Here is a 20,174-nt window from a genome sequence, read left to right on the forward strand (position 1 = left end):
CTCGCCATATAGGTACTTCCTAAGAAGTTTTTAACCTTTTCTGTGCGGCATTACAGTTATTAATATTACTACTTTATTGTACATTTGTCAACTAAGTATTATAAATTATATTTATTTTTTCGTAATTTAATTCACTGTTTTTTCCTAGCGATATGATTATACCATATTTTTCACCAATATTTTTAATTATATTTGTAAATTCTCCATTTATTATATTATATAAGTTACAATTTAATTCAATTTTTATATTTTTATATGATGTATGATTACTAATTCTTAATACTTCATTCTCAATGCTATCTATAATATAATTAATTGACTTTCTAGACCCACAGTCTTCGTATTCTTTATCTATATAGTATTTGTCTATAGAGTCCTTTTCTCTTCTTCTTGTTACTTCTACTAATCCTAACTTTGTCATTCCTAGTACTTCTGTTTTTCTTTTATCTTTTTTAAGTTCTCTATTTAAAGATTTTATTACATCTTCTTTATATGTATCTTTATGCATATCTATAAAGTCTATTATTATTATTCCACCAATGTCTCTAAGCTTTAGCTGTTTTGCTATTTCAATTGATGCTTCTAAGTTTGTTTTATAAACCGTTTCAGATAACTTTATATTACCTGTAAATTTGCCTGTATTAACATCTATGACTGTTAAAGCTTCTGTTTTTTCTATTATTAGGTATCCTCCACTTTTTAGCCATACTTTCTTACTTAAGGCTTTATCTATTTGACCCTCTACTCTATATAAATTAAATATATCTTTATTTTCTTCTAGTTCTAACTTATTTATATAATCTTTATTTATAAATTTTAAAATATTTTTTATTTCTTCATATTTTTCACTACTATTAGTTACTATTTTTTCTACACTTTCATTTATATTATCTTTTACATACTTACTTGATAAATCTAGCTCTTTATGTAGCAGTTTTGGCCCTATACCTAATTTATATTCTTTTAATATATTTTCATATTTATTTTTTAAATCTATAATATCTTTTTCTAATTCCTCTTTACTACACCCAACTGCTTCAGTTCTTATTATAAATCCTAAATTATTTGGGCTTACAGATTTTACAATTTCTTTTAATCTATTTTTTTCTTCTTCATTTGATATCTTATTTGAAATCGTCGTTTTATTATTAGATGGTATATAAACTAAATATCTTCCAGCTATACTTATTTCTAAATTAAGTTTAGCACCTTTAGTTCCTATCTCTTCTTTATTTACTTGAACTAATACATCTTGTCCTGATTTTATATTACTATCTTTTTTTAACTGAAGATAAGCTAACTTTTCAAACCCTATATCTACAAAACAAGCTCCCATACCAGGCAGTACGTTTTTAACTACACCTCTATATATATTTGATACAGTTTTACTTTTTATTTTATCCTCAATTAATAACTCTGTTAATTTATCATTTTCTAATATAGCAGTTTTTTGAGATGCTACTAGACACTCTATTATTATCTTCTTCATATATTACTCCTTACAAAATTAGCTACTCTCGAGCGATGTATCGGCGAGTCACTTCATATCACTAACTCAGATACTCAAAAATTGTACATAAAAAGGTGGTTTTACCCACCTTTTTACTACATAGGAGATACTAATTGATTATCTTCTACTACATATAAATCTCTTCTTAGTATATCAACATCTAATGGATCCATTTCTAATTCTAATATTTCTAATATCTTAGGAATAAATACATTATTGTTTAAGTTTGCTTTAGAACCAGTTGCTAACATTGCCTCTAAAGTTATTTTATTATCTTGGATATCTAATAAATCAAAACTTTTTATCATAGGTCTTATATTTGACTCTACAATTTTACCTTTTTTATTTTTCTTAGTTATCATTATTTCTTCATTGCTCATGAAGTCTAATATTTTAGATTTTACCAATTCTTTAGTTAATGGCTTTTCAACTTCTATAGTGAATATATATTCTCCGTATTCTATAGTTGAAGCTAATGATGGAGTTTGCTTATCTATCTCTATTGCGTTTATAAATTTTATACCATCTGGTAATTGTTTATTCATTCTATCTAAATATTCATCTACGCTTAAATCTTCTTCTATTTCAACGTCTACGTACTCTCCCTGGCTTTCTGTGCCTAAGGCTAGGGCATTTCCATAACTTATTTTAGGGTGAGGATTAAATCCTTGAGAATGAACTAATTCTATTTCAGCTCTTCTAAATGCTCTTTGTAATAATTGTTGTAAATCAAGGTGTGATATGTATATCATATCCCCTTCTTTGTTAAATTTAGTTCTTATTATTTTGCTCATAATTAACAAAGCCCCCTTCCTATATCATGTGCGTTTATTCCACATCCATTACACTTATGTCTACAATCTGGAGAAATTGCATCTTGTCTTGATTTTTCATTTTCTCTAACTAAGAACTTCTTAGTTACACCTACATCTATATGATCCCATGGGAATACTTCTTCATAACTTCTTTCTCTATTTGCATAGAAAGCTATATCAAGTCCATTTTTCTCCATAGCTTCTTTCCAAGTATCTAGGTTAAAGTATTCTGACCATCCATCAAACTTCGCTCCTGATTTAAATGCATCATATATAACTTTTCCTATTTTTCTATCTCCTCTAGCAATAACTGCTTCCATTAAACTTGTCTTAGAATCGTGATAGTTATACTTTATATTTCCATTTTTTAATTTTCTCACTAAGTGTCTTTGCTTTTCTACAACCTCTTCAGTTGTATCTTGTCCATGCCATTGGAATGGTGTAAATGGTTTAGGTACAAATGTAGATGTACTTACTGTAACTCCAAAGCTTCTTTTTATCTTTCCATTATGAACATCTCTATAAGTATCTATAACATTATAAGCAAGGTCTGCTATACCATCTAAATCATCATAAGTCTCTGTTGGAAGACCTATCATAAAGTATAATTTAACACTATTCCATCCCATTTCAAATGCTTTTCTTGTTGCATTTGATAAGTCTTCTTCACTTACACCTTTATTTATAACATCTCTCATTCTTTGAGTTCCTGCTTCTGGTGCAAATGTAAGACCTGATTTTCTAACTTGTTGTATCTTTTCAGCTATTTCCATAGAGAAGTTATCAAGTCTAAGCGATGGAAGTGATATACCTATATTTTTAGATGCATACTCTTCAACTAAGAAATCTGTAAGATCTGCTAACTGTGAATAATCACTAGTACTTAAAGATGAAAGTGATATTTCATCATATCCTGTGCTCTTAATTAATTTATCTACTATCTCTTTTAATCTATTTAAACTTTTTTCCCTTATAGGTCTATAAATCATACCAGCTTGGCAGAATCTACAGCCTCTAGTACACCCTCTAAATAATTCTAATACAACTCTATTGTGAACTGTATCAATAAATGGTACTATTAATTTTTCTGGGTATGGTACTTCTTCAACATTCTTTATTATTCTTTTTTGTACTTTTGCTGGTACACCTTCTCTATTAGGAGTTACTTCCTTAACTGTGTTATCTTCGTTATAAGTTACATCGTAGAAACTTGGTATATAAACTCCGTCTATTTTAGAAGCTTTATATAAGAAATCTTCCCTAGTCGTCTTATTCTTCTTCCACTCTTTATAAGCATTTACAACCTCTAAGTTTACTTCTTCACCTTCTCCTAAAATTACTATATCAACAAAATCAGATAATGGCTCTACATTGTATGCACAAGGACCACCTACCATTATAAATGGATCATCTAACTTTCTTTCTTCTCTTAGTAAAGGTATGTTTGCTAAATCTAATATATTTAATATATTAGTATATGAAAGTTCATATTGAAGAGTAAAAACTACAAAATCAAAATTAGTTATTGCTTCTCTTGATTCTAGTGCAAACATAGGTATATTTTTTTCTCTCATTATAGTTTCCATATCTACAGCAGGAGAATATACTCTTTCACAAAATACATCTTCATCTCTATTTATTACATCATATAATATATGACTTCCTAAATGACTCATCCCAACTTCATATAAATCTGGAAAACAATGAGCATATCTTATTAGATTTTTATTTGAAGTATCTTTATGTATTGAATTTATTTCGTTACCAAGATATCTTGCTGGCTTTTCTACCTTTTTCAAAATTCTTTTTAAGTCAACCTTATTCATTTATCTTAAAACCTCCGAATATGTTTATTGTTTTAGACATAATTACTATTATACACGATATGATATTATGTATCAAAATTTTATTGTTTATAAATAATAGTTTTTCAAAATATTTAGACATTATATATTTAAATATTTTGAGTATTTTTATATTATAACCTCAATCTATATATATAGTATTAAATTCCATACAAAAAATCATTTTTTTTATCCTTTTTTTGATATAATATAATTGAATACTATTTTTAAAATAAATTTTCAACGTTTTTTGTATACAAAGAACAAATATGTAATATTTTGTTTCAACGTAAATAAATTGGGTATAATCTTTATATGAAATTAATTTTAGGAGGATTTTCAATGAGTAATGTATTTGAAATAAAAAAAGATATTTACTATACAGGTGTTATAGATAAGGATTTAAAGGTATTTGACATAATAATGGAAACTGAATTCGGGACTACTTATAACTGTTATTTAGTAAAAGATGAAAAAACTGTTTTATTTGATACAGTAAAAGGAAATTTCAAAGAAGAATTTTTAAATAATTTATCTGAAGTTACAGATATAAAGGACATAGATTATGTAGTAGTACATCATACTGAGCCTGACCACGCTGGTAGCTTAAAGTACTTATTAGACTTAAATCCTAATATAGAAGTTTTCTGTACTAAGGCAGCTAAATTATATTTAAATGACCAAATAAATAAGCCTTTTAAATGTCACGTTATAGCTGATGGAGAAGTATTAAATATAGGAAAAAGAAATATTAAATTTATAACTGCACCATTCTTACACTGGGCAGATACAATGTTTACTTATATAGAAGAAGATAAAACTTTATTCACTTGTGATGCTTTCGGATGTCATTTTGCAAGTGTTGATGCTAATGTTGTTGAAAGTGAAGATTACTTAAAATCATCTAAGCATTACTACGATTGCATAGTTAAACCATTTGCTAAACATGTTTTAAGTGCTATAAATAAAGTTGTAGAATTAAAATTAGATTTTGATACAATATTAACTTCTCATGGTCCTATGCTTACAAAAGACCCTATGGCTGCAGTTAAAAGATATTTAGATTGGTCAACTGAAGTTATAGAAACTACTAATCAAAATCAAGTATCAGTATTTTACTTATCAGCTTATACAAACACTTTAACTATGGCTAAAAAAATAGAAGAAGGTTTACTATCTGAAGGTGCTAATGTTAAATTATACGATTTAGAAGAAATGACTTTAAAAGATATGCATGATGCTGTTGTAATGTCTAAAGTTATATTATTAGGTTCTCCTACAATAAATAAAACTATGGTTAAACCTATGTGGGACTTATTCTCTACAATAGACCCTATGGCTAATATTGGTTCTATAGCAGGAGTATTTGGTTCATTTGGATGGAGTGGTGAAGGTATAACTATTGCTGAATGTACTCTTAAATCTATGAACTTTAAAATGCCTATACCATCTTTAAAGAAAAAATTCTGCCCATGTGATGATACATTACAAGAATGTTTCGACTTTGGTGTAGAGTTCGCTAAATTAGTTAAATAATAAAATTCGCTGCGCTCATATCGCCGACGCAGTCGCTTAAAAATAAAAAAGGACAAGGTTTAAACTTTAAACCTTGTCCTTTTTATTTATTAAACTCTTTGACTAGTAGTTTTTCTAACTTCTCTCCAAGAAAGTTCCCCTCTATCTAATGCCTTTATAAATATTTCTGCTGATGCAAGATTTGTAGCTACTGGTACATGGTAAACATCGCACAATCTTATTAATGCTTGTATATCAGTTTCATGTGCTTGAGATGTAAGTGGATCACGTAAAAATATTACTAAGTCTATATCCTGAGATACTATTAATGATCCTATTTGTTGATCTCCTCCAAGCGGTCCTGATGCAAGCCTATTAATATTTAATTCTGTTTCATCCATTATTCTTTTTCCTGTTGTTCCTGTTGCGTAAAGACCATAGTTTTTTAATATAGCTTCATAACCTATACAAAACCCTACCATTGTATTTTTCATCTCATCATGTGCTACTAATGCAATATTCATAAGTCCCTCCATTATGATTAAAAGTTTATTTTTTTCCTTCTCATACAAACATTTAAAACTAATCCTAGGTTAGCTAAAGATGTTACTAATGAACTTCCTCCATAACTAATAAACGGAAGTGTTACTCCAGTTACAGGAATCAATGCTACTGTCATACCTATATTTTGAATAATCTGATATGCAAACATGCACATTACCCCTACTACTATAAGTGTACCATAAAAATCTTTTGCCTCTCTAGCTATATAAATCATTCTGGTTAGGAAAATTGCATATAAAGCTATTACAGCTGCCATTCCTATTGCACCTAACTCTTCACCTATAACAGCAAATACAAAGTCACTTTCTTGAACAGGTAAAAATCCTTCTTGACTTTGACTACCATTGTATAATCCTTTACCAGTTGGTCCACCTGAACCTATGGCAATCATAGATTGCATAACTTGATAATTTCCTTTTAGTGTTGGGTCTTCAGGATTTAAAAATGCTTCTATTCTATCTTTTTGATGAGGTGCCATAAATAAATACATTATAGGCAAAGATATAAGCGCTATTATTATCCCTCTCTTTATCAACTTTATATCAAGTCCAGCTGTAAATAACATTCCTGCTATTATACAAGAAAATACTATTGCTGTTCCTAAATCAGGTTGAGCAAATAACAATCCTATAAAAGGTAAAGCATACACTACAACTGGTATAATATCCTTTATAGTATTTAATTTACCTTTTCTAGATTCTACTATTTTAGCATAACTTAATATAAAAGTTAGTTTCGCTAATTCTGATGTTTGAAAATCTAAAGGTCCTAAATTAATCCAAGATCTAGCTCCACCTCTTTCAGCTCCAATCCCAGGTATTAAAACTATAAATAATAATACTAAACTAATTATATAAAGTGCCTTATAATACTTTCCTAAAAAATTATAATCAAATAATAGCATTACAGCTATCATTCCTATACCTAATGCAAAGGCCGTCCCTTGTACAAATACCTGTTTATAATTACCTGTATCTCGTGCATGTGTAGCACTCACTAAAACCACTAGGCCAAAACTGAATATTGCTAGTACTGTTAATATTAACTTCCAATCTAATTGCTTTATTAATTTAATGGTCGATTTATATTCGATCATATATTCACCGTCTTTCTAACTGTAAATTGAAAACTTAACTTGAGTTGTGTATTTGTGAATTACTTTAAAATAAATAAAGGGGGATTTTAGCCCATCCCCCTTTAAAATATCTTTTATATACTTCTATCTTTTATATTTTTTAGCGGTATATTAGCGACTAACGCAGATACTGTCATATCTTCTTGATCCCCTCTACATTTAGACATTTTGATTTCAAGACCATCTTCTTCTATTTCTGCATAATTTGATATAACCTTAAGAATATCTGTCTTTATCATATCTAAAAGCTTCGGAGAACAATCTACTCTATCATGTACTAAAACTAACTTAAGTCTTTCCTTTGCTACTGACTTGCTAGTTCTAGATTCGTTAGAAAAAACCTTAAATAAATCTAACACTGATATATCCCCCTTTATTACTTAGCCATTTTAAACATTTTTTTAATTTTACTAAAAATATTACTTTCAGATTCTGCTTCCATCATTGGCACATCTTGTCCTAATATTCTTTTAGCTATATTTTTATACGCTTGTCCTGCACTAGATCTAGAATCAAGTATAGCAGGCTCTCCTTTATTAGTAGATACTATGATACTTTCATCATCTGGAACAAGACCTATTAAGTCAATAGCTAGTATCTCTATTATGTCTTGTTTATCCATCATATCTCCACGTCTAACCATATCTTGTCTTATTCTATTTATAACTAATCTAATATCTTTAATTTCATTTGCTTCTAATAATCCTATAATTCTATCTGCATCTCTTACAGCGGATACTTCTGGATTTGTTACAACTATTGCTCTATCAGCTCCAGCAACAGCATTTTTAAATCCTTGTTCTATACCTGCTGGACAGTCTATTAATACATAATCAAATGACTCTTTAAGTTTTTCACATAAATTTGACATTTGTTCTACACTTACTGCATTTTTATCTCTTGTTTGAGCTGCAGGTAATAAATAAAGATTATCAAATCTTTTATCCTTTATTAATGCTTGCTTAAGTCTACATGTTCCTTCAACAACATCTACTATGTCATATACAATTCTATTTTCAAGACCCATAACTACATCTAAGTTTCTAAGTCCAATATCTGCATCCACTATAACTGTTTTTTTATTTTCCAAGCTTAGAGCAGTTCCTAAGTTTGCTGCGGTAGTAGTCTTTCCAACTCCACCTTTACCAGATGTTATAACTATAACTTCGCTCATAATACTACCCCCCTATGGATTCATCCTTATTATTTTATTATTTTAGGTAAGTAACTTTCTATTATTATTCTACCATTACTTACTAGGGCTATTTCTGGGACATTTTCTTTTTCTTCTCCGTAGGTTTCATCATCTGGTGCTTCAGCTATATTACCTGCAATCTGTAGTACTTTAGCATTAAGATTGTTAGCAACAACATACGCATTTTCATTTCCAGTTGATCCTGCATGTATAAAGCCTTTAACACTACCCATTACTATAACATTGCCATGGGCTACAACTCTGGCTCCAGAACTTACATTACCCATGATTACTACATTTGAAGTTGAGCTTACCTGTGATCCTGATTTCATATCCGTCATTACAATTACATCGCCATCAAATTCAATATTTTCTCCAGATCTTAAGTTGTTTACATATTTAGTTTGAAAATTTTTAACTATTTTATTTTCATTGTCTTCAACAAACTCTACATCAAACCTAGATGATATATCGTCTTTTATATTTATAATTTGTATATCACTTAGACATTCACTATTAACCTCACAAATCTTAGCCCCGTTGAAAAAGCCTATAGACGATTCTAATCTATCTATTATAGCTTGCTTTATTTCATTAAAAGACGCTACTCTTTTAATGTTTACTATTATCCCTCTTTTACTGCCTTTGAACTCTACTAGTTCTTTGGCTTCAAAATCTATCAAAGACATAACAACCTCCAGAGTGATATATCAATATTATATATTCTTCAAAAAAATCTTAATTCCTCTTATTTTTTCATTTGTGAAACGAAATTTATATTTTCTTTATTAGATGCATCAGTTTTTTTCTCATTAGAATTATTTTCATCAGTTTTTGTCTTATATTTTCCTAGATCCATATAAGCTCCTATTAACTCTCTTACAGGTAACATTGCGTATACACTTTCATTACCTTGAGGTATCATAGTTACTACTGCAATTTCAGGATTATCTGCTGGTGCAAATCCTACAGTCCATGCAAAAGCTGCATAACTTGGTTTATATGAATCAATTTTTTCATCAGTTATCTTAGGATTTAATTCTTTTATAGCTTTTCTTAAATAAGCAGAATTAATTTTGTCAGTATCTTCTAGCTTAACTTTAACCCCATCTTTTAACTCTTCTTCTAATTCTTTTCTCTTGTTGTCATCTAATTTTTTATCTTTTAATTCTTCTTTTATTTCTTTTTCTTTTTCTTTAGAAAGTTCTTTTTCTCTTTCTTTTTTCATTTCATTAGACAACTTAATTGCATCTTCTTTAGATACATTATAAGCTCCCATATGACTTAGTAAATACTCATAGTCATTTTCAGTAGGTATTTTACCACTCTTTTCAGCAGTCCCAGTTTTAGCAGCAACACTTACTGGGAAGTTAGTAAATAAACTTTTAGTTGAACTTTGAGTTGTAACTCTTTTCATACCTTCAGTTAAATCTTTTAGCTTTTCACTATTTTTAAATGGTATTTTCTCTTTACCATTTTCATCTATATCAACTGATGAGTAATCACTTGATATAACTCTGTCTATTACAGACAAGTCTACTAAGTCTCCCCCATTTGCTATGGCAGCAACATATCTTGCCATTTGTGCCGGAGTATATTGATTTTCCCCTTGTCCTATTGCAAGGTTAAATGTATCTGCAGTACTCCACTTAGCAAACTTTAAATGATCGTATACTATTTTATCCGCAAAATAAACTACCTTATCTTCCTTAACCTTTAATTTAGTGAGCCTTTTCATTGCTTCTACTCTATCAATAGTTTTTTCTTCATCTGCCCAACTAACTATTTCTTCTATTCTTTCTTCATACTTTGCTTCATCTTTTTTCTTACTTATATCAGTAAATGCATTTGCCATTTCTTTATCAAGGAACGTTCTAAGTAAAGCTTTTGCTGAGTCTAATTTAGCTTCTAAACTTGGTACTTTACCTTTTCTTTCATCTATTTCAGTATTTAATCCTGTATAATCATTTAAACCAAATAACTTAGCATATTCTAGTATATCATTAGGTCCTATCTTTACATCAGGATCTGCTCCTATTCCACGATTTTTACCAGAACCTATACTATAAAAATAAATATTACAAGATTCTTGAATCGCTTTATAAAGATTAGTAGAACCATGGTTACGTCTAGATTTATGCCATATATAATCGGCAAAAGGTCTTCCACCTTTAGAAAGATACGTAACACCTGTATCTTGTATTGTATAATTTGGACTTAACCCATTATCTATTGCAGCCATCCCTGTTACCATTTTAAATGTAGACCCTGGTTGGAATACACCTTGAGTAGCTAAGTTAACTTGAGGATTTGGTGCTAATACATCATTTTTATTTTTAGGTTGAAGAGCTTCAAAATCTTCATATGATATACCATTTACAAATTTATTCGGGTCATAATCAGGATAACTAGCCATTGCTAATACATCTCCAGTTTTTACATCTATAGCCATAACTGCCCCTGACTTTGCATTTGGTGCTGTATTTGAAAAACTCTTATTTCCAAATTTACTTGTAAATGTACCACCTGTTCTGGCTACATCTATAGTCCTTTTTAATACATCTTGTGCTACTTCTTGTAAGTCTTTATCTATACTTAAGTATACTGTGTCTCCAGACTGCGGTTCTGATACTTCAAGTTCTTTAGTTACTCTACCTAAAGCATCAACTTGAACTTTTTTATATCCATCTATACCTCGTAGCTGTTCTTCATAATTTTTTTCAATTCCAGATATACCAACTGTATCACCTTTAGAGTATTTTTTTCCTTCTTCTCTATTTAGATATGATGCCTCGTCATTTGATGGCATTTTACCCATATGACCTAAAGTGTGAGAAGCTAAATTTCCATTTGGATAATCTCTTACAGGCTCTATTGCAACTGATACTCCAGGAAGTTCCATAGCACTTTCCTCTATTTTAGCTATAGTTTCTTCACTTATATCCCTAGCTATAGTTACCGGATTATACTGTGAATAACCTTGAGATTTTATATGGTCTCTTACAACTAATATCTTTCTCGCCTCTTTATCACTTAAACTTTTGTCTATTTGATAACTTTTACTATTTCTAATTTCGTTAAAAGCTTTTTTAGCATTTATATTAGTTTCTTCTATTTTATAACTTTGTAGCCAGTCTTGTTTATTTTTTTCTTCTGTAAATAGCCATTTACTAACCAGAATAGGAGGATAGTATCCATTTTCATTTAATTTCTTTTGAAGCTTGCTTGCATCTAATTTTCTATCTTCTTGAGTTAATACACCTTCGCTTATTAATCTATCAACTAAATAGTAAAAACTTTCCTTAGCATTTAAATCAAGAGGTATATTATTATCTTTTTTAAAGTTTCTAATATTTCTGTCAAAAGTATAAAAATATTTTCCATTTTCTATATATATAGGAAATTCATCTACATACTCTTCATTATTATCTTCTAATAAATTTATAAGCTTTAATGATATATCATTTGCCATAGACTCTTTTTTATCATTAAGTTTATTAATTTCATTTCCAGATACTTGAATAGTAAATAAGTTTTTATTTCCTGCTAGTAACCTTCCATACTTATCCCTTATTTCTCCTCTAGGAGCTTTTATAGGAAGTTCTTTATAAGTTTTATTTTCTGCTAGTTGAGTATAATGATCATATTTAAATGTTGTCATAAATACTATCTTGCACAAAATTACAATAAATGCTACTAGTATGATATTTCTAATTATGGATAATCTATCTGCTTTTTTATTTTCTTCCATGAAATCACCACTAATCTTCTTTAAGTTTTAATATATATTTTTTTGACATGTTATATAAAACCACACTAAGTAAACTATTGCACAATGGTGCTATTAAAATTCCCTTAGAAATCATAGTCACTATTCCGTAACTGTTATATACTTGACTAGCTGTTGCAATATTTACCATAGAGTCAAATAAGCTAGTTATAAATACTAGTGCGAATATAGTTACATTACTTTCTTTATAAATTTTATTCTTTAAATGACTAATTCCATAAGCTATCGCAAATAAAATAAGCCCATTAACTCCAAATATGGCACCAACAGTTACATCCTTTACTAAACCGATTATAGCTCCTATAATACCTACCTCTAATTCATCTGAATATAGTGCTATAATTGTCATGTATATAATAACTATATTAAAACTAATCCCGAATATATCTATATAATTTGTAATACTATTTTCTATTATCACTAATAATATCCCCAAAAGACAAAGTAAAACTTTTTTCATAATCATTAGTCTCCTTTATCCTATATTTCTCGGTTCTATAATAGTAACGTCATCTATGTTTTTAAAATCTGCATAAGGTTTTACAATTACAAATTTCATAGATTTATTTTTATCGTCTATTACTTTATCTACTTCACCTATTGGTATACCTTCTGGATATAATCCTAAACCTGATGTTACTAATACATCTCCTGGTAAAACTTTATCCGTTGTCTCAAACATGTATCCATGTAATTGACCTTTGTTTTTATAATTTTCTTTATCTTCTAAAGTTGAGTTTTGAGTTATAACACCCTTAGAGTTGGTATCTTTCAATTTAAAACTAACTGATGATTTAGTGTCTAATAAAGAAATTGCTTTACTATAATTATCAGAAACTTCATATACCTTTCCAACTAATCCGCTTCCATTCATTACTATACTATCTTTTTTTATACCTTGTTTTTTCCCAGCACCTATTACAAAACTGTTGTACCAGTTCCCATCATTTTTTCCTACAACACTTGCTGATACACTTTTAGCTTTATAAGATTCATCTATAAAATTCAAAGATTTTTTTAAATTTTCTAGTGACTGTGTATCTGATATCTTGTTGTTTAATGCTATTATTTCTTTCTTTAATTCATCATTTTCTTTTTTTATATTTCCTAATTCATTAGCATTTTTTTTGTAATTTAATAATTCTTGGAAATTATCTTTTAAAAATACAAAGCCTTTATTTAAATTTCCTTCTATTGCCGTTATTCCATCCAATATTTTTCCTGGCCCAACAGGATTTTGGCCAGAGAATTTGCCTATTGATATTCCTACTATTCCAATTAAAGTGATAGCAACTACCCCAGTTGCTATCACTTTAATGTTAAACCTCTTTTTATCTTTTTTATTCTTATCGAATCTCAAAGGTATCACCAACTTTTAATTACTTTCTAGCGTTCATCATTAATACTTTTTCAAATATTTCTTGATCTTCAACTGATTTTCCTGTTCCTAAGGCAACACAATCTAGTGGGTCTTCAGCTATTTGTACTGGCATTCCTGTTTCTTGCTTAACTAATTTATCTAGTCCTCTAAGTAATGCTCCCCCTCCAGTTAGCATTATTCCGTTTTCCATTATATCTGATGCTAATTCTGGTGGTGTTTTTTCTAAAGTTGATTTTATTGCATCTACTATTGAGTTTATTGGCTCTTTTAAAGCATCTCTAACCTCTGTAGAATTTATTTCTACTGTTTTAGGAAGACCTGATATTAAGTCTCTACCTCTTATTTGCATATTAGTTTCTTGGTCATCTTTGAAAGTTGAACCTATGTTTATTTTAACATCTTCTGCAGTTCTCTCACCTATAGCTAAGCTGTATTCTTTTTTAACATAACTTACTATAGACTCATCAAACTCATCTCCACCTATTCTGATAGATTTTGCAGTAACTATACCACCTAAAGATATTATAGCTATTTCTGTAGTACCTCCACCGATATCTACTACCATATTACCTTCTGGTTCTTCAACTCTTAATCCTGCTCCTATAGCCGCTGCCATTGGCTCTTCTATAAGATAAGCATCTCTAGCTCCTGCTTGTCTTGCAGCTTCTTCTATAGCTCTTTTTTCAACTTCTGTAACTCCATATGGAACACATATTGCTATTCTCGGACTTACAACTCCTTTTTTAGCTGCTGCCTTTTGTATAAAGTAGCTAAGCATTGATTGAGTTACATCAAAATCAGCTATAACCCCATCTTTCATAGGTCTTATAGCTACTATATTACCTGGTGTTCTACCTATCATTTTTTTAGCTTCTTCTCCTACTGCTAAAACTTCCTTACTATCATCTCTTATTGCTACAACAGATGGTTCTCTTACTACTATTCCTTGCCCTTTTATATAAACTAATGTATTTGCTGTACCTAAATCTATACCCATATCCTTAGTCATTTTCTTTAATCCAAACATAGACCCGAATCCTTTTTTTCTCTTTTTTATCTTTTTTTTTCCTTAGCCATTTTGTTGCTCCTTCCTACTCTATCAAATCAAATTATCATGTTTTCTTTAAAACTAAAATATAATCCATCTCCTATTATTATATGGTCAATAACTTCAATTCCTATTATTTCTCCACATTTTATAAGCCTTGAAGTAATATTTTTATCTTCTTTAGAAGGCTCTATACTTCCCGATGGATGGTTATGCATTAGAATTATTTTGTTTGTACTTCTTTTTATCGCTTCTCTAAATACTTCTCTCGGATGAACCAGCGAAGAATTTAAAGTTCCTATAGATACATCTATATCCGATATTATTTCATTCTTTGTATTTAAAAGAACTACCTTAAAAACCTCTTTTTTTTGATATCTTAAACTGTCCATATAATACTTATATATATCCCAAGGATTTTTCACCTTGTATGTCTTCGGTTTAACACTTGCAACTCTAATGCCTAATTCTAGTGCTGCCTTTATCATAGTCGCCTTAGATAGTCCTATTCCGTCTATTTCACATAATTCTTCTATAGTCATATCTTGTAGATATCTTAATCCTTGTAAATCTTTGTTTATAATATAGTTAGCTAATTCAATAGCATTTTTATGTTTTGTGCCTGTCCTAAGTAAAATTGCTAATAATTCTGCATTGGATAAACTTTTTTCTCCTTTTGCAAGCATTTTTTCCCTAGGTCTTTCATCAAGTGCCATTTCTTTTACTGTCATTTGTAAATTAAAAGGCATCTCCAGATAAATCACCCTCCATAAAAAGATTTATACTAAAATGTTTCTTTAACAAATCACTTAGTCTAGATATAGGTAACCCTACTATATTAAAGTAATCACCTTGTATTTCTTCAACCAATAACGCTCCATATCCTTGAATTCCATAAGCTCCTGCCTTATCTAAAGATTCATTTGTTTGTATATAATCCATTATGTCCTCATGTGATAAATCTTTAAACTTAACATTACTAACTACATAATCAATTATCTTCTTATCTGCATCTAACCTTATTAGACTTATTCCTGTTATAACCTGATGCACTTTACCTGATAATTTTTTTATCATGTTAATTGCATCTTCTTTATCTTTTGGCTTTCCTAATATAGCATTATCTAAAACTACAATAGTATCTGCCCCTATAACTAAGCTATTTTTATTCTTAGATGCTATATCCATACACTTCTCAAATGCAAGCCTCATAACTGCTTGTGTAGGTGCTTCATCTTTTAATATAACCTCGTCTATTTCACTTTTTATTACGTCAAATTTGACCTTCGTATTACCTAGAATTTCTTTCCTTCTAGGAGATGCTGATGCTAAGATTATATTCATTTATTCACCTCATTCGTTACTTAGAATTTGTACTTATTTAGTCTATCATTATATTGTAAAAAATTCAACACAAATGTCGAACGTTTTTATTACACTATTGTTATTTTTCCGCATTAAATTACAGTTTTTTGTAAAGCTTTTATATTTTTTGTTTTGTAATTTTGATATGCTCTTCAAAATACAAATTTAAGTTTAATTTTCAGTATAATCCATACGTATTTAATTATTGCTCAATTTATATACTCATAATACCTTTATATATAAAAAAGGTATGGAAAATCCATACCTTTATCTTATCCATATTATATAGTTTTAATAGCCTTTTTCGGACATTTTTGAATACATAAATGGCATCCTACACATTTATCTTTGTCAATTTTGTGTTTTTCTTTTAATTCACCAATTATTGAATCAAACTCACATTGTTTCTTGCAAATTGTACAACCTATACAAAGAGATTCATCAATTTCTACTTTTTGCCTATTACTTAAATCACCTTTTATAACTTTTGTTGGGCATTTTTCAACGCATACCATACAACCTACACATTTATCATAGTTGATCTTTGCAATTTTATTTTCAAATTCTATTGCACCGAATTTACAAGATTTATAACAAATTCCACATCCTATACATCCTACACTACATTTTTCTTTAACAGCCTTACCAAATTCTTTACTATTACATTCAACCACTATATCTTGGTTAAAAGGTTTTATAGATATTACTTTCTTTGGACAGACTTCTATACATTTTCCACACATTACACATTTTTCTTCGTCTATTACAGCTATATTATCTATTATAGTTATAGCATCAAACTTACATACGTCTTTACAAGTTCCCAGTCCTAAACATCCAAATTCACAAGATTTAGCGCCTGCATTTAAAGTTGCAGCAGATCTACAATCCGATATGCCTTCGTATATGTATTTATCTTTTGAATTTTTGCAATCACCTTTACAAATTACTTTTGCGACTTTCTTTTCTGAAACGTCTGCACTAATTCCCATTATTTCTCCTATTTTAGATGAACAATCTACTCCACCTACTGGACATGCATTTACAGGAGCATCTCCATTTGCTATAGCATTTGCCAATCCCCCACATCCGGGAAATCCGCATCCTCCACAATTTGCCCCTGGAAGAGCTGCTATAATTTTTTCTACTCTTTCATCTATTTTGACTTCAAACTTTTTTGAAGCATATGCTAAGATAGCGCCAAAGGCCAGGCCTAAGCCACCTAATACTGCAATTGAACTAATTATAGACACTTATTTCTCCCCCCCTGTTTATAAATTTATAAGTCCTGCAAATCCTAAAAAAGCCATAGACATTAAGCTTGCTGATATTAAAGTTATAGGAAATCCTTTAAATGATTCTGGTATATCCGATAATTCTAATCTTTCCCTTATTCCAGCAAATAAAACTATTGCTAATGTAAATCCTACTCCCGCTCCAAATCCGTTTACTATAGTTTCCACTAAGCTATAACCTTCTTGAACATTAACTAGTGCTATACCTAATACTGCACAATTTGTAGTTATTAAAGGTAGAAAAACACCTAGTGCTTGATATAGTGATGGACTCATTTTTTGAATTACCATTTCAACAAACTGAACTATAGATGCTATTACTAATATAAAAGCTATCGTTTGTAAAAATTGATTTCCTGTTACCTCCAATAAACTTTGTATAAAATATGTTATTACTGATGCTAATGTTAAAACGAAAGTAACTGCAAATCCCATTCCAACTGCAGTATCTACCTTTTTAGATACTCCCAAGAAAGGACATATTCCCAAAAACTGAGACATTATAACGTTGTTAACTAAAACTATACTTAGAAATAAAAGTATTAATTTCATTTGCTCCCCTCCTTATGCTTTTTTATTTTTATTTTATTAAATCCAGCTAATAAAAATCCTAATGTTAAAAATGCTCCTGGTGGTAATATAAATAATAATATAGGCTCAAAAGATGCTCCAAATATACTAAATCCAAATATGCTACCACTTCCAAGAATTTCTCTTATTACCCCTAATACTGTAAGAGATAAAGTAAATCCAAGTCCCATACCTAAACCGTCTACTGCTGATTCTATAGGTCCATTTTTTGATGCAAAACTTTCAGCTCTAGCTAAAATTAAGCAGTTAACAACTATTAAAGGTATAAATAGACCAAGAGCGTTATCAAGGGCAGGAAGAAAAGCTTTTAAAAGCATTCCTACAATTGTAACAAAAGTAGCTATAACTACAATAAATGAAGGTATTCTTATTTTATCAGGTATTATTTTTCTCATTAAAGATATTGCTATATTTGAACAAACTAAAACTACTGCCGTGGAGAGTCCCATACCTAAGCCATTTATAGCTGATGTTGTTACAGCTAGCGTAGGACACATCCCTATAACTTGTACAAGGGCTGGATTTTCATCTATTAATCCATTTTTAAATATTTTTCCTAACTTCATAGCTTATTTCCCCTCCTTATTATTTAATTCTTCATTAAATAAATCTATTGCAGCATTAACTCCAGATGTTACAGCCTTAGATGATATAGTTGCACCAGATATTGCAACTATATCTGATTCACTTGAAGCTTTACCTTTTACTACATTTATTTGATTATCTGTTGATTTATCATTATATTGACCTTTAAATTCAGGCTCTGATGCTTTAGATCCAAGTCCAGGAGTTTCAGAATTCGTTCCTATATTTACCCCTGTAATTTTCCCATCTATAGATATACCAACTATAACTTCCATTTCTCCACCGTATCCCTTAGGCTTAGTTTTCATTGTATATCCTACTATATCTGACCCATTGCTTCCTTCATATACTTCTTCTACTAATTCACTTTTTAGATTATCTATTAATTTAAATTCTTTTGCACTTTCTAATACTATCTTCCTTGATTCATTGTTAGCTTGTATATTTCTTTCCTCTATAATTGGGGCTGTAACATCATTAGTAATCCCAAGGGCTAAAGCTGCTACTGCACAAATAATAAATAAAGTAATTCCTAACTTAACTATATTCTTCATTATTTAGATACCTCCCCAAAGACTCTATTTTTAGCATATTTATCTATAAGAGGAGTCATTACGTTAACCATTACTATTGAATATGATGCTCCCTCAGGGTATCCTCCATATAGTCTTATGACAGTAGTTATAATCCCAGCTAACACTGCATATATTATCTGACCTTTTACTGTCATAGGAGATGTAGTATAATCTGTTAGCATAAAAAATGCTCCTAACATAAGCCCTCCTGCAAATAATTGATAAATTGCAAAGCTAATGTTAAATCCTCCTAATATAAAAGATAATATAAATACTGTTAATATGTAAAATACTGGAATCACATAATTTATTATACCTTTGCTAATTAAATATACTCCACCTATTATAAGTAATAAAGCCGATGTTTCTCCAATACATCCCCCTACATTCCCTACAATCATATCCGTTAAGCTTGTTCCACTATCATAAAGAGCTGATAATCCTGCTGGACCTTCTTTTAGAAAACTAAGAGGTGTAGCAGTAGTTACAGCATCTAAAGTTGTAGAACCTATCCAGTTAACACCTGTTTTAGTCCACGCAGTCATAGCTACTGGAAAAGATGCTAATAAAAATATTCTAGCTGCTAGTGCCGGGTTCATAAAGTTATGACCTATTCCTCCAAACACCATTTTAACTACTATTATTGCAAAAGCAGATCCCATTAAACACATCCACCATGGAAGTGATGCCGGAACATTAAATGCTAATAATAACCCTGTAACTACTGCTGAATAGTCTCCTATTGTACTTTCTTGCTTACATATTTTTTGATATAAATATTCTGATAATACTGCACCAAGTATACAGAAAAACATAACATTTAGTGCATTTAATCTAAAAAAGTATAAACTTGTTAATGCAGCAGGCATAAGAGCTATTATAACCTGTTTCATTATATACGAGGTATCTTCACTACTTCTCACATGAGGAGAAGATGATACTATAAACTTATTATCCATAAACTGT

20 protein-coding genes are annotated in these 20,174 nt (G+C 29.7%); 1 reads left to right on the top strand and 19 read right to left on the bottom strand.

Annotation, left to right across the window (positions count from 1 at the left end; translation table 11 throughout):
• Nucleotides 1-91: 91 nt before the first annotated feature.
• From BN899_RS12030 to BN899_RS12040, 3 genes are all read right to left on the bottom strand, one after another.
• Nucleotides 92-1,489 (bottom strand): Rne/Rng family ribonuclease, encoded by a 1,398-nt coding sequence (locus tag BN899_RS12030; RefSeq protein ID WP_042275708.1) that lies wholly within the window; start codon nucleotides 1,487-1,489, stop codon nucleotides 92-94.
• Nucleotides 1,490-1,605: 116 nt separating this feature from the next.
• Nucleotides 1,606-2,304: a TIGR03936 family radical SAM-associated protein gene (locus BN899_RS12035; RefSeq protein ID WP_042275709.1), complete on the bottom strand. Its 699-nt coding sequence runs from the start codon at nucleotides 2,302-2,304 to the stop codon at nucleotides 1,606-1,608.
• 2 nt (nucleotides 2,305-2,306) lie between these two features.
• Nucleotides 2,307-4,151 (bottom strand): TIGR03960 family B12-binding radical SAM protein, encoded by a 1,845-nt coding sequence (locus BN899_RS12040; protein WP_042275710.1) that lies wholly within the window; start codon nucleotides 4,149-4,151, stop codon nucleotides 2,307-2,309.
• A gap of 360 nt (nucleotides 4,152-4,511) precedes the next feature.
• On the opposite strand from BN899_RS12040, the gene BN899_RS12045 reads away from it, so the two are divergent.
• Nucleotides 4,512-5,705: an FprA family A-type flavoprotein gene (locus BN899_RS12045; protein WP_042275711.1), complete on the top strand. Its 1,194-nt coding sequence runs from the start codon at nucleotides 4,512-4,514 to the stop codon at nucleotides 5,703-5,705.
• Between the two features lie 89 nt (nucleotides 5,706-5,794).
• On the opposite strand, the gene BN899_RS12050 is transcribed toward BN899_RS12045, so the two are convergent.
• The 16 genes from BN899_RS12050 to BN899_RS12125 all read right to left on the bottom strand — a co-directional run bounded on the left by BN899_RS12050 (nucleotide 5,795) and on the right by BN899_RS12125 (nucleotide 20,167).
• Nucleotides 5,795-6,208, bottom strand: a complete 414-nt coding sequence (locus tag BN899_RS12050; protein WP_147568547.1) for a methylglyoxal synthase — start codon at nucleotides 6,206-6,208, stop codon at nucleotides 5,795-5,797.
• Between the two features lie 17 nt (nucleotides 6,209-6,225).
• Nucleotides 6,226-7,344 carry a rod shape-determining protein RodA gene (gene rodA, locus BN899_RS12055; RefSeq protein ID WP_042275712.1) on the bottom strand — a complete coding sequence of 373 codons (1,119 nt, stop codon included), beginning with the start codon at nucleotides 7,342-7,344 and terminating at the stop codon, nucleotides 6,226-6,228.
• A gap of 113 nt (nucleotides 7,345-7,457) precedes the next feature.
• Nucleotides 7,458-7,742: a cell division topological specificity factor MinE gene (gene minE / locus BN899_RS12060; RefSeq protein ID WP_042275713.1), complete on the bottom strand. Its 285-nt coding sequence runs from the start codon at nucleotides 7,740-7,742 to the stop codon at nucleotides 7,458-7,460.
• Nucleotides 7,743-7,759: 17 nt separating this feature from the next.
• Nucleotides 7,760-8,557, bottom strand: coding sequence for a septum site-determining protein MinD (minD, locus tag BN899_RS12065; protein WP_042275715.1), 798 nt, complete (start codon nucleotides 8,555-8,557; stop codon nucleotides 7,760-7,762).
• Between the two features lie 29 nt (nucleotides 8,558-8,586).
• Entirely contained in the window at nucleotides 8,587-9,267 is a 681-nt protein-coding gene (locus BN899_RS12070) for a septum site-determining protein MinC (protein ID WP_042275717.1), read from the bottom strand.
• A 59-nt stretch (nucleotides 9,268-9,326) separates the two neighbouring features.
• Entirely contained in the window at nucleotides 9,327-12,329 is a 3,003-nt protein-coding gene (locus BN899_RS12075) for a penicillin-binding transpeptidase domain-containing protein (protein ID WP_042275719.1), read from the bottom strand.
• A 10-nt stretch (nucleotides 12,330-12,339) separates the two neighbouring features.
• Entirely contained in the window at nucleotides 12,340-12,828 is a 489-nt protein-coding gene (gene mreD, locus BN899_RS12080) for a rod shape-determining protein MreD (protein WP_042275720.1), read from the bottom strand.
• A 15-nt stretch (nucleotides 12,829-12,843) separates the two neighbouring features.
• Nucleotides 12,844-13,737 carry a rod shape-determining protein MreC gene (gene mreC / locus BN899_RS12085; protein ID WP_242824167.1) on the bottom strand — a complete coding sequence of 298 codons (894 nt, stop codon included), beginning with the start codon at nucleotides 13,735-13,737 and terminating at the stop codon, nucleotides 12,844-12,846.
• Between the two features lie 10 nt (nucleotides 13,738-13,747).
• On the bottom strand, nucleotides 13,748-14,758 hold the full coding sequence (locus BN899_RS12090; RefSeq protein WP_042275761.1) for a rod shape-determining protein: 1,011 nt from the start codon (nucleotides 14,756-14,758) through the stop codon (nucleotides 13,748-13,750).
• 95 nt (nucleotides 14,759-14,853) lie between these two features.
• Nucleotides 14,854-15,513 (bottom strand): RadC family protein, encoded by a 660-nt coding sequence (radC, locus tag BN899_RS12095; RefSeq protein WP_161628747.1) that lies wholly within the window; start codon nucleotides 15,511-15,513, stop codon nucleotides 14,854-14,856.
• Between the two features lie 22 nt (nucleotides 15,514-15,535).
• Nucleotides 15,536-16,141: a Maf family protein gene (locus BN899_RS12100; RefSeq protein WP_042275721.1), complete on the bottom strand. Its 606-nt coding sequence runs from the start codon at nucleotides 16,139-16,141 to the stop codon at nucleotides 15,536-15,538.
• A 302-nt stretch (nucleotides 16,142-16,443) separates the two neighbouring features.
• Nucleotides 16,444-17,415 (bottom strand): RnfABCDGE type electron transport complex subunit B, encoded by a 972-nt coding sequence (locus BN899_RS12105; RefSeq protein ID WP_042275723.1) that lies wholly within the window; start codon nucleotides 17,413-17,415, stop codon nucleotides 16,444-16,446.
• A gap of 18 nt (nucleotides 17,416-17,433) precedes the next feature.
• Nucleotides 17,434-18,009, bottom strand: coding sequence for an electron transport complex subunit RsxA (gene rsxA, locus BN899_RS12110; RefSeq protein WP_042275724.1), 576 nt, complete (start codon nucleotides 18,007-18,009; stop codon nucleotides 17,434-17,436).
• Entirely contained in the window at nucleotides 18,006-18,614 is a 609-nt protein-coding gene (gene rsxE / locus BN899_RS12115; protein ID WP_042275725.1) for an electron transport complex subunit RsxE, read from the bottom strand. The genes rsxA and rsxE overlap by 4 nt, the downstream gene beginning before the upstream one ends.
• Before the next feature lie 3 nt (nucleotides 18,615-18,617).
• The gene (locus BN899_RS12120; protein ID WP_042275727.1) at nucleotides 18,618-19,187 is read right to left on the bottom strand and encodes an RnfABCDGE type electron transport complex subunit G; all 570 of its coding nucleotides are present in this window, start codon (nucleotides 19,185-19,187) and stop codon (nucleotides 18,618-18,620) included.
• A complete protein-coding gene (locus tag BN899_RS12125) occupies nucleotides 19,187-20,167 on the bottom strand; it encodes an RnfABCDGE type electron transport complex subunit D (protein ID WP_042275729.1) in 981 nt (326 codons plus the stop codon). Before BN899_RS12125 ends, BN899_RS12120 begins: the two co-directional genes overlap by 1 nt.
• Nucleotides 20,168-20,174 lie beyond the last annotated feature (7 nt).

It is taken from the genome of Faecalimicrobium dakarense (assembly GCF_000499525.1).
Classification (GTDB): domain Bacteria; phylum Bacillota; class Clostridia; order Peptostreptococcales; family Peptostreptococcaceae; genus Faecalimicrobium; species Faecalimicrobium dakarense.

What these genes read in the sequence shown, in the direction of transcription:
- mreD (WP_042275720.1), bottom strand. Translation starts at nt 12,828, where the DNA reads ATGAAAAAAGTTTTACTTTGTCTTTTGGGGATATTATTAGTGATAATA.
- minD (WP_042275715.1), bottom strand. Translation starts at nt 8,557, where the DNA reads ATGAGCGAAGTTATAGTTATAACATCTGGTAAAGGTGGAGTTGGAAAG.
- BN899_RS12120 (WP_042275727.1), bottom strand. Translation starts at nt 19,187, where the DNA reads ATGAAGAATATAGTTAAGTTAGGAATTACTTTATTTATTATTTGTGCA.
- BN899_RS12030 (WP_042275708.1), bottom strand. Translation starts at nt 1,489, where the DNA reads ATGAAGAAGATAATAATAGAGTGTCTAGTAGCATCTCAAAAAACTGCT.
- rsxA (WP_042275724.1), bottom strand. Translation starts at nt 18,009, where the DNA reads ATGAAATTAATACTTTTATTTCTAAGTATAGTTTTAGTTAACAACGTT.
- BN899_RS12050 (WP_147568547.1), bottom strand. Translation starts at nt 6,208, where the DNA reads ATGAATATTGCATTAGTAGCACATGATGAGATGAAAAATACAATGGTA.
- BN899_RS12100 (WP_042275721.1), bottom strand. Translation starts at nt 16,141, where the DNA reads ATGAATATAATCTTAGCATCAGCATCTCCTAGAAGGAAAGAAATTCTA.
- BN899_RS12070 (WP_042275717.1), bottom strand. Translation starts at nt 9,267, where the DNA reads ATGTCTTTGATAGATTTTGAAGCCAAAGAACTAGTAGAGTTCAAAGGC.
- BN899_RS12075 (WP_042275719.1), bottom strand. Translation starts at nt 12,329, where the DNA reads ATGGAAGAAAATAAAAAAGCAGATAGATTATCCATAATTAGAAATATC.
- radC (WP_161628747.1), bottom strand. Translation starts at nt 15,513, where the DNA reads ATGGCACTTGATGAAAGACCTAGGGAAAAAATGCTTGCAAAAGGAGAA.
- BN899_RS12090 (WP_042275761.1), bottom strand. Translation starts at nt 14,758, where the DNA reads ATGACTAAGGATATGGGTATAGATTTAGGTACAGCAAATACATTAGTT.
- BN899_RS12035 (WP_042275709.1), bottom strand. Translation starts at nt 2,304, where the DNA reads ATGAGCAAAATAATAAGAACTAAATTTAACAAAGAAGGGGATATGATA.
- BN899_RS12125 (WP_042275729.1), bottom strand. Translation starts at nt 20,167, where the DNA reads ATGGATAATAAGTTTATAGTATCATCTTCTCCTCATGTGAGAAGTAGT.
- rsxE (WP_042275725.1), bottom strand. Translation starts at nt 18,614, where the DNA reads ATGAAGTTAGGAAAAATATTTAAAAATGGATTAATAGATGAAAATCCA.
- rodA (WP_042275712.1), bottom strand. Translation starts at nt 7,344, where the DNA reads ATGATCGAATATAAATCGACCATTAAATTAATAAAGCAATTAGATTGG.
- BN899_RS12040 (WP_042275710.1), bottom strand. Translation starts at nt 4,151, where the DNA reads ATGAATAAGGTTGACTTAAAAAGAATTTTGAAAAAGGTAGAAAAGCCA.
- BN899_RS12045 (WP_042275711.1), top strand. Translation starts at nt 4,512, where the DNA reads ATGAGTAATGTATTTGAAATAAAAAAAGATATTTACTATACAGGTGTT.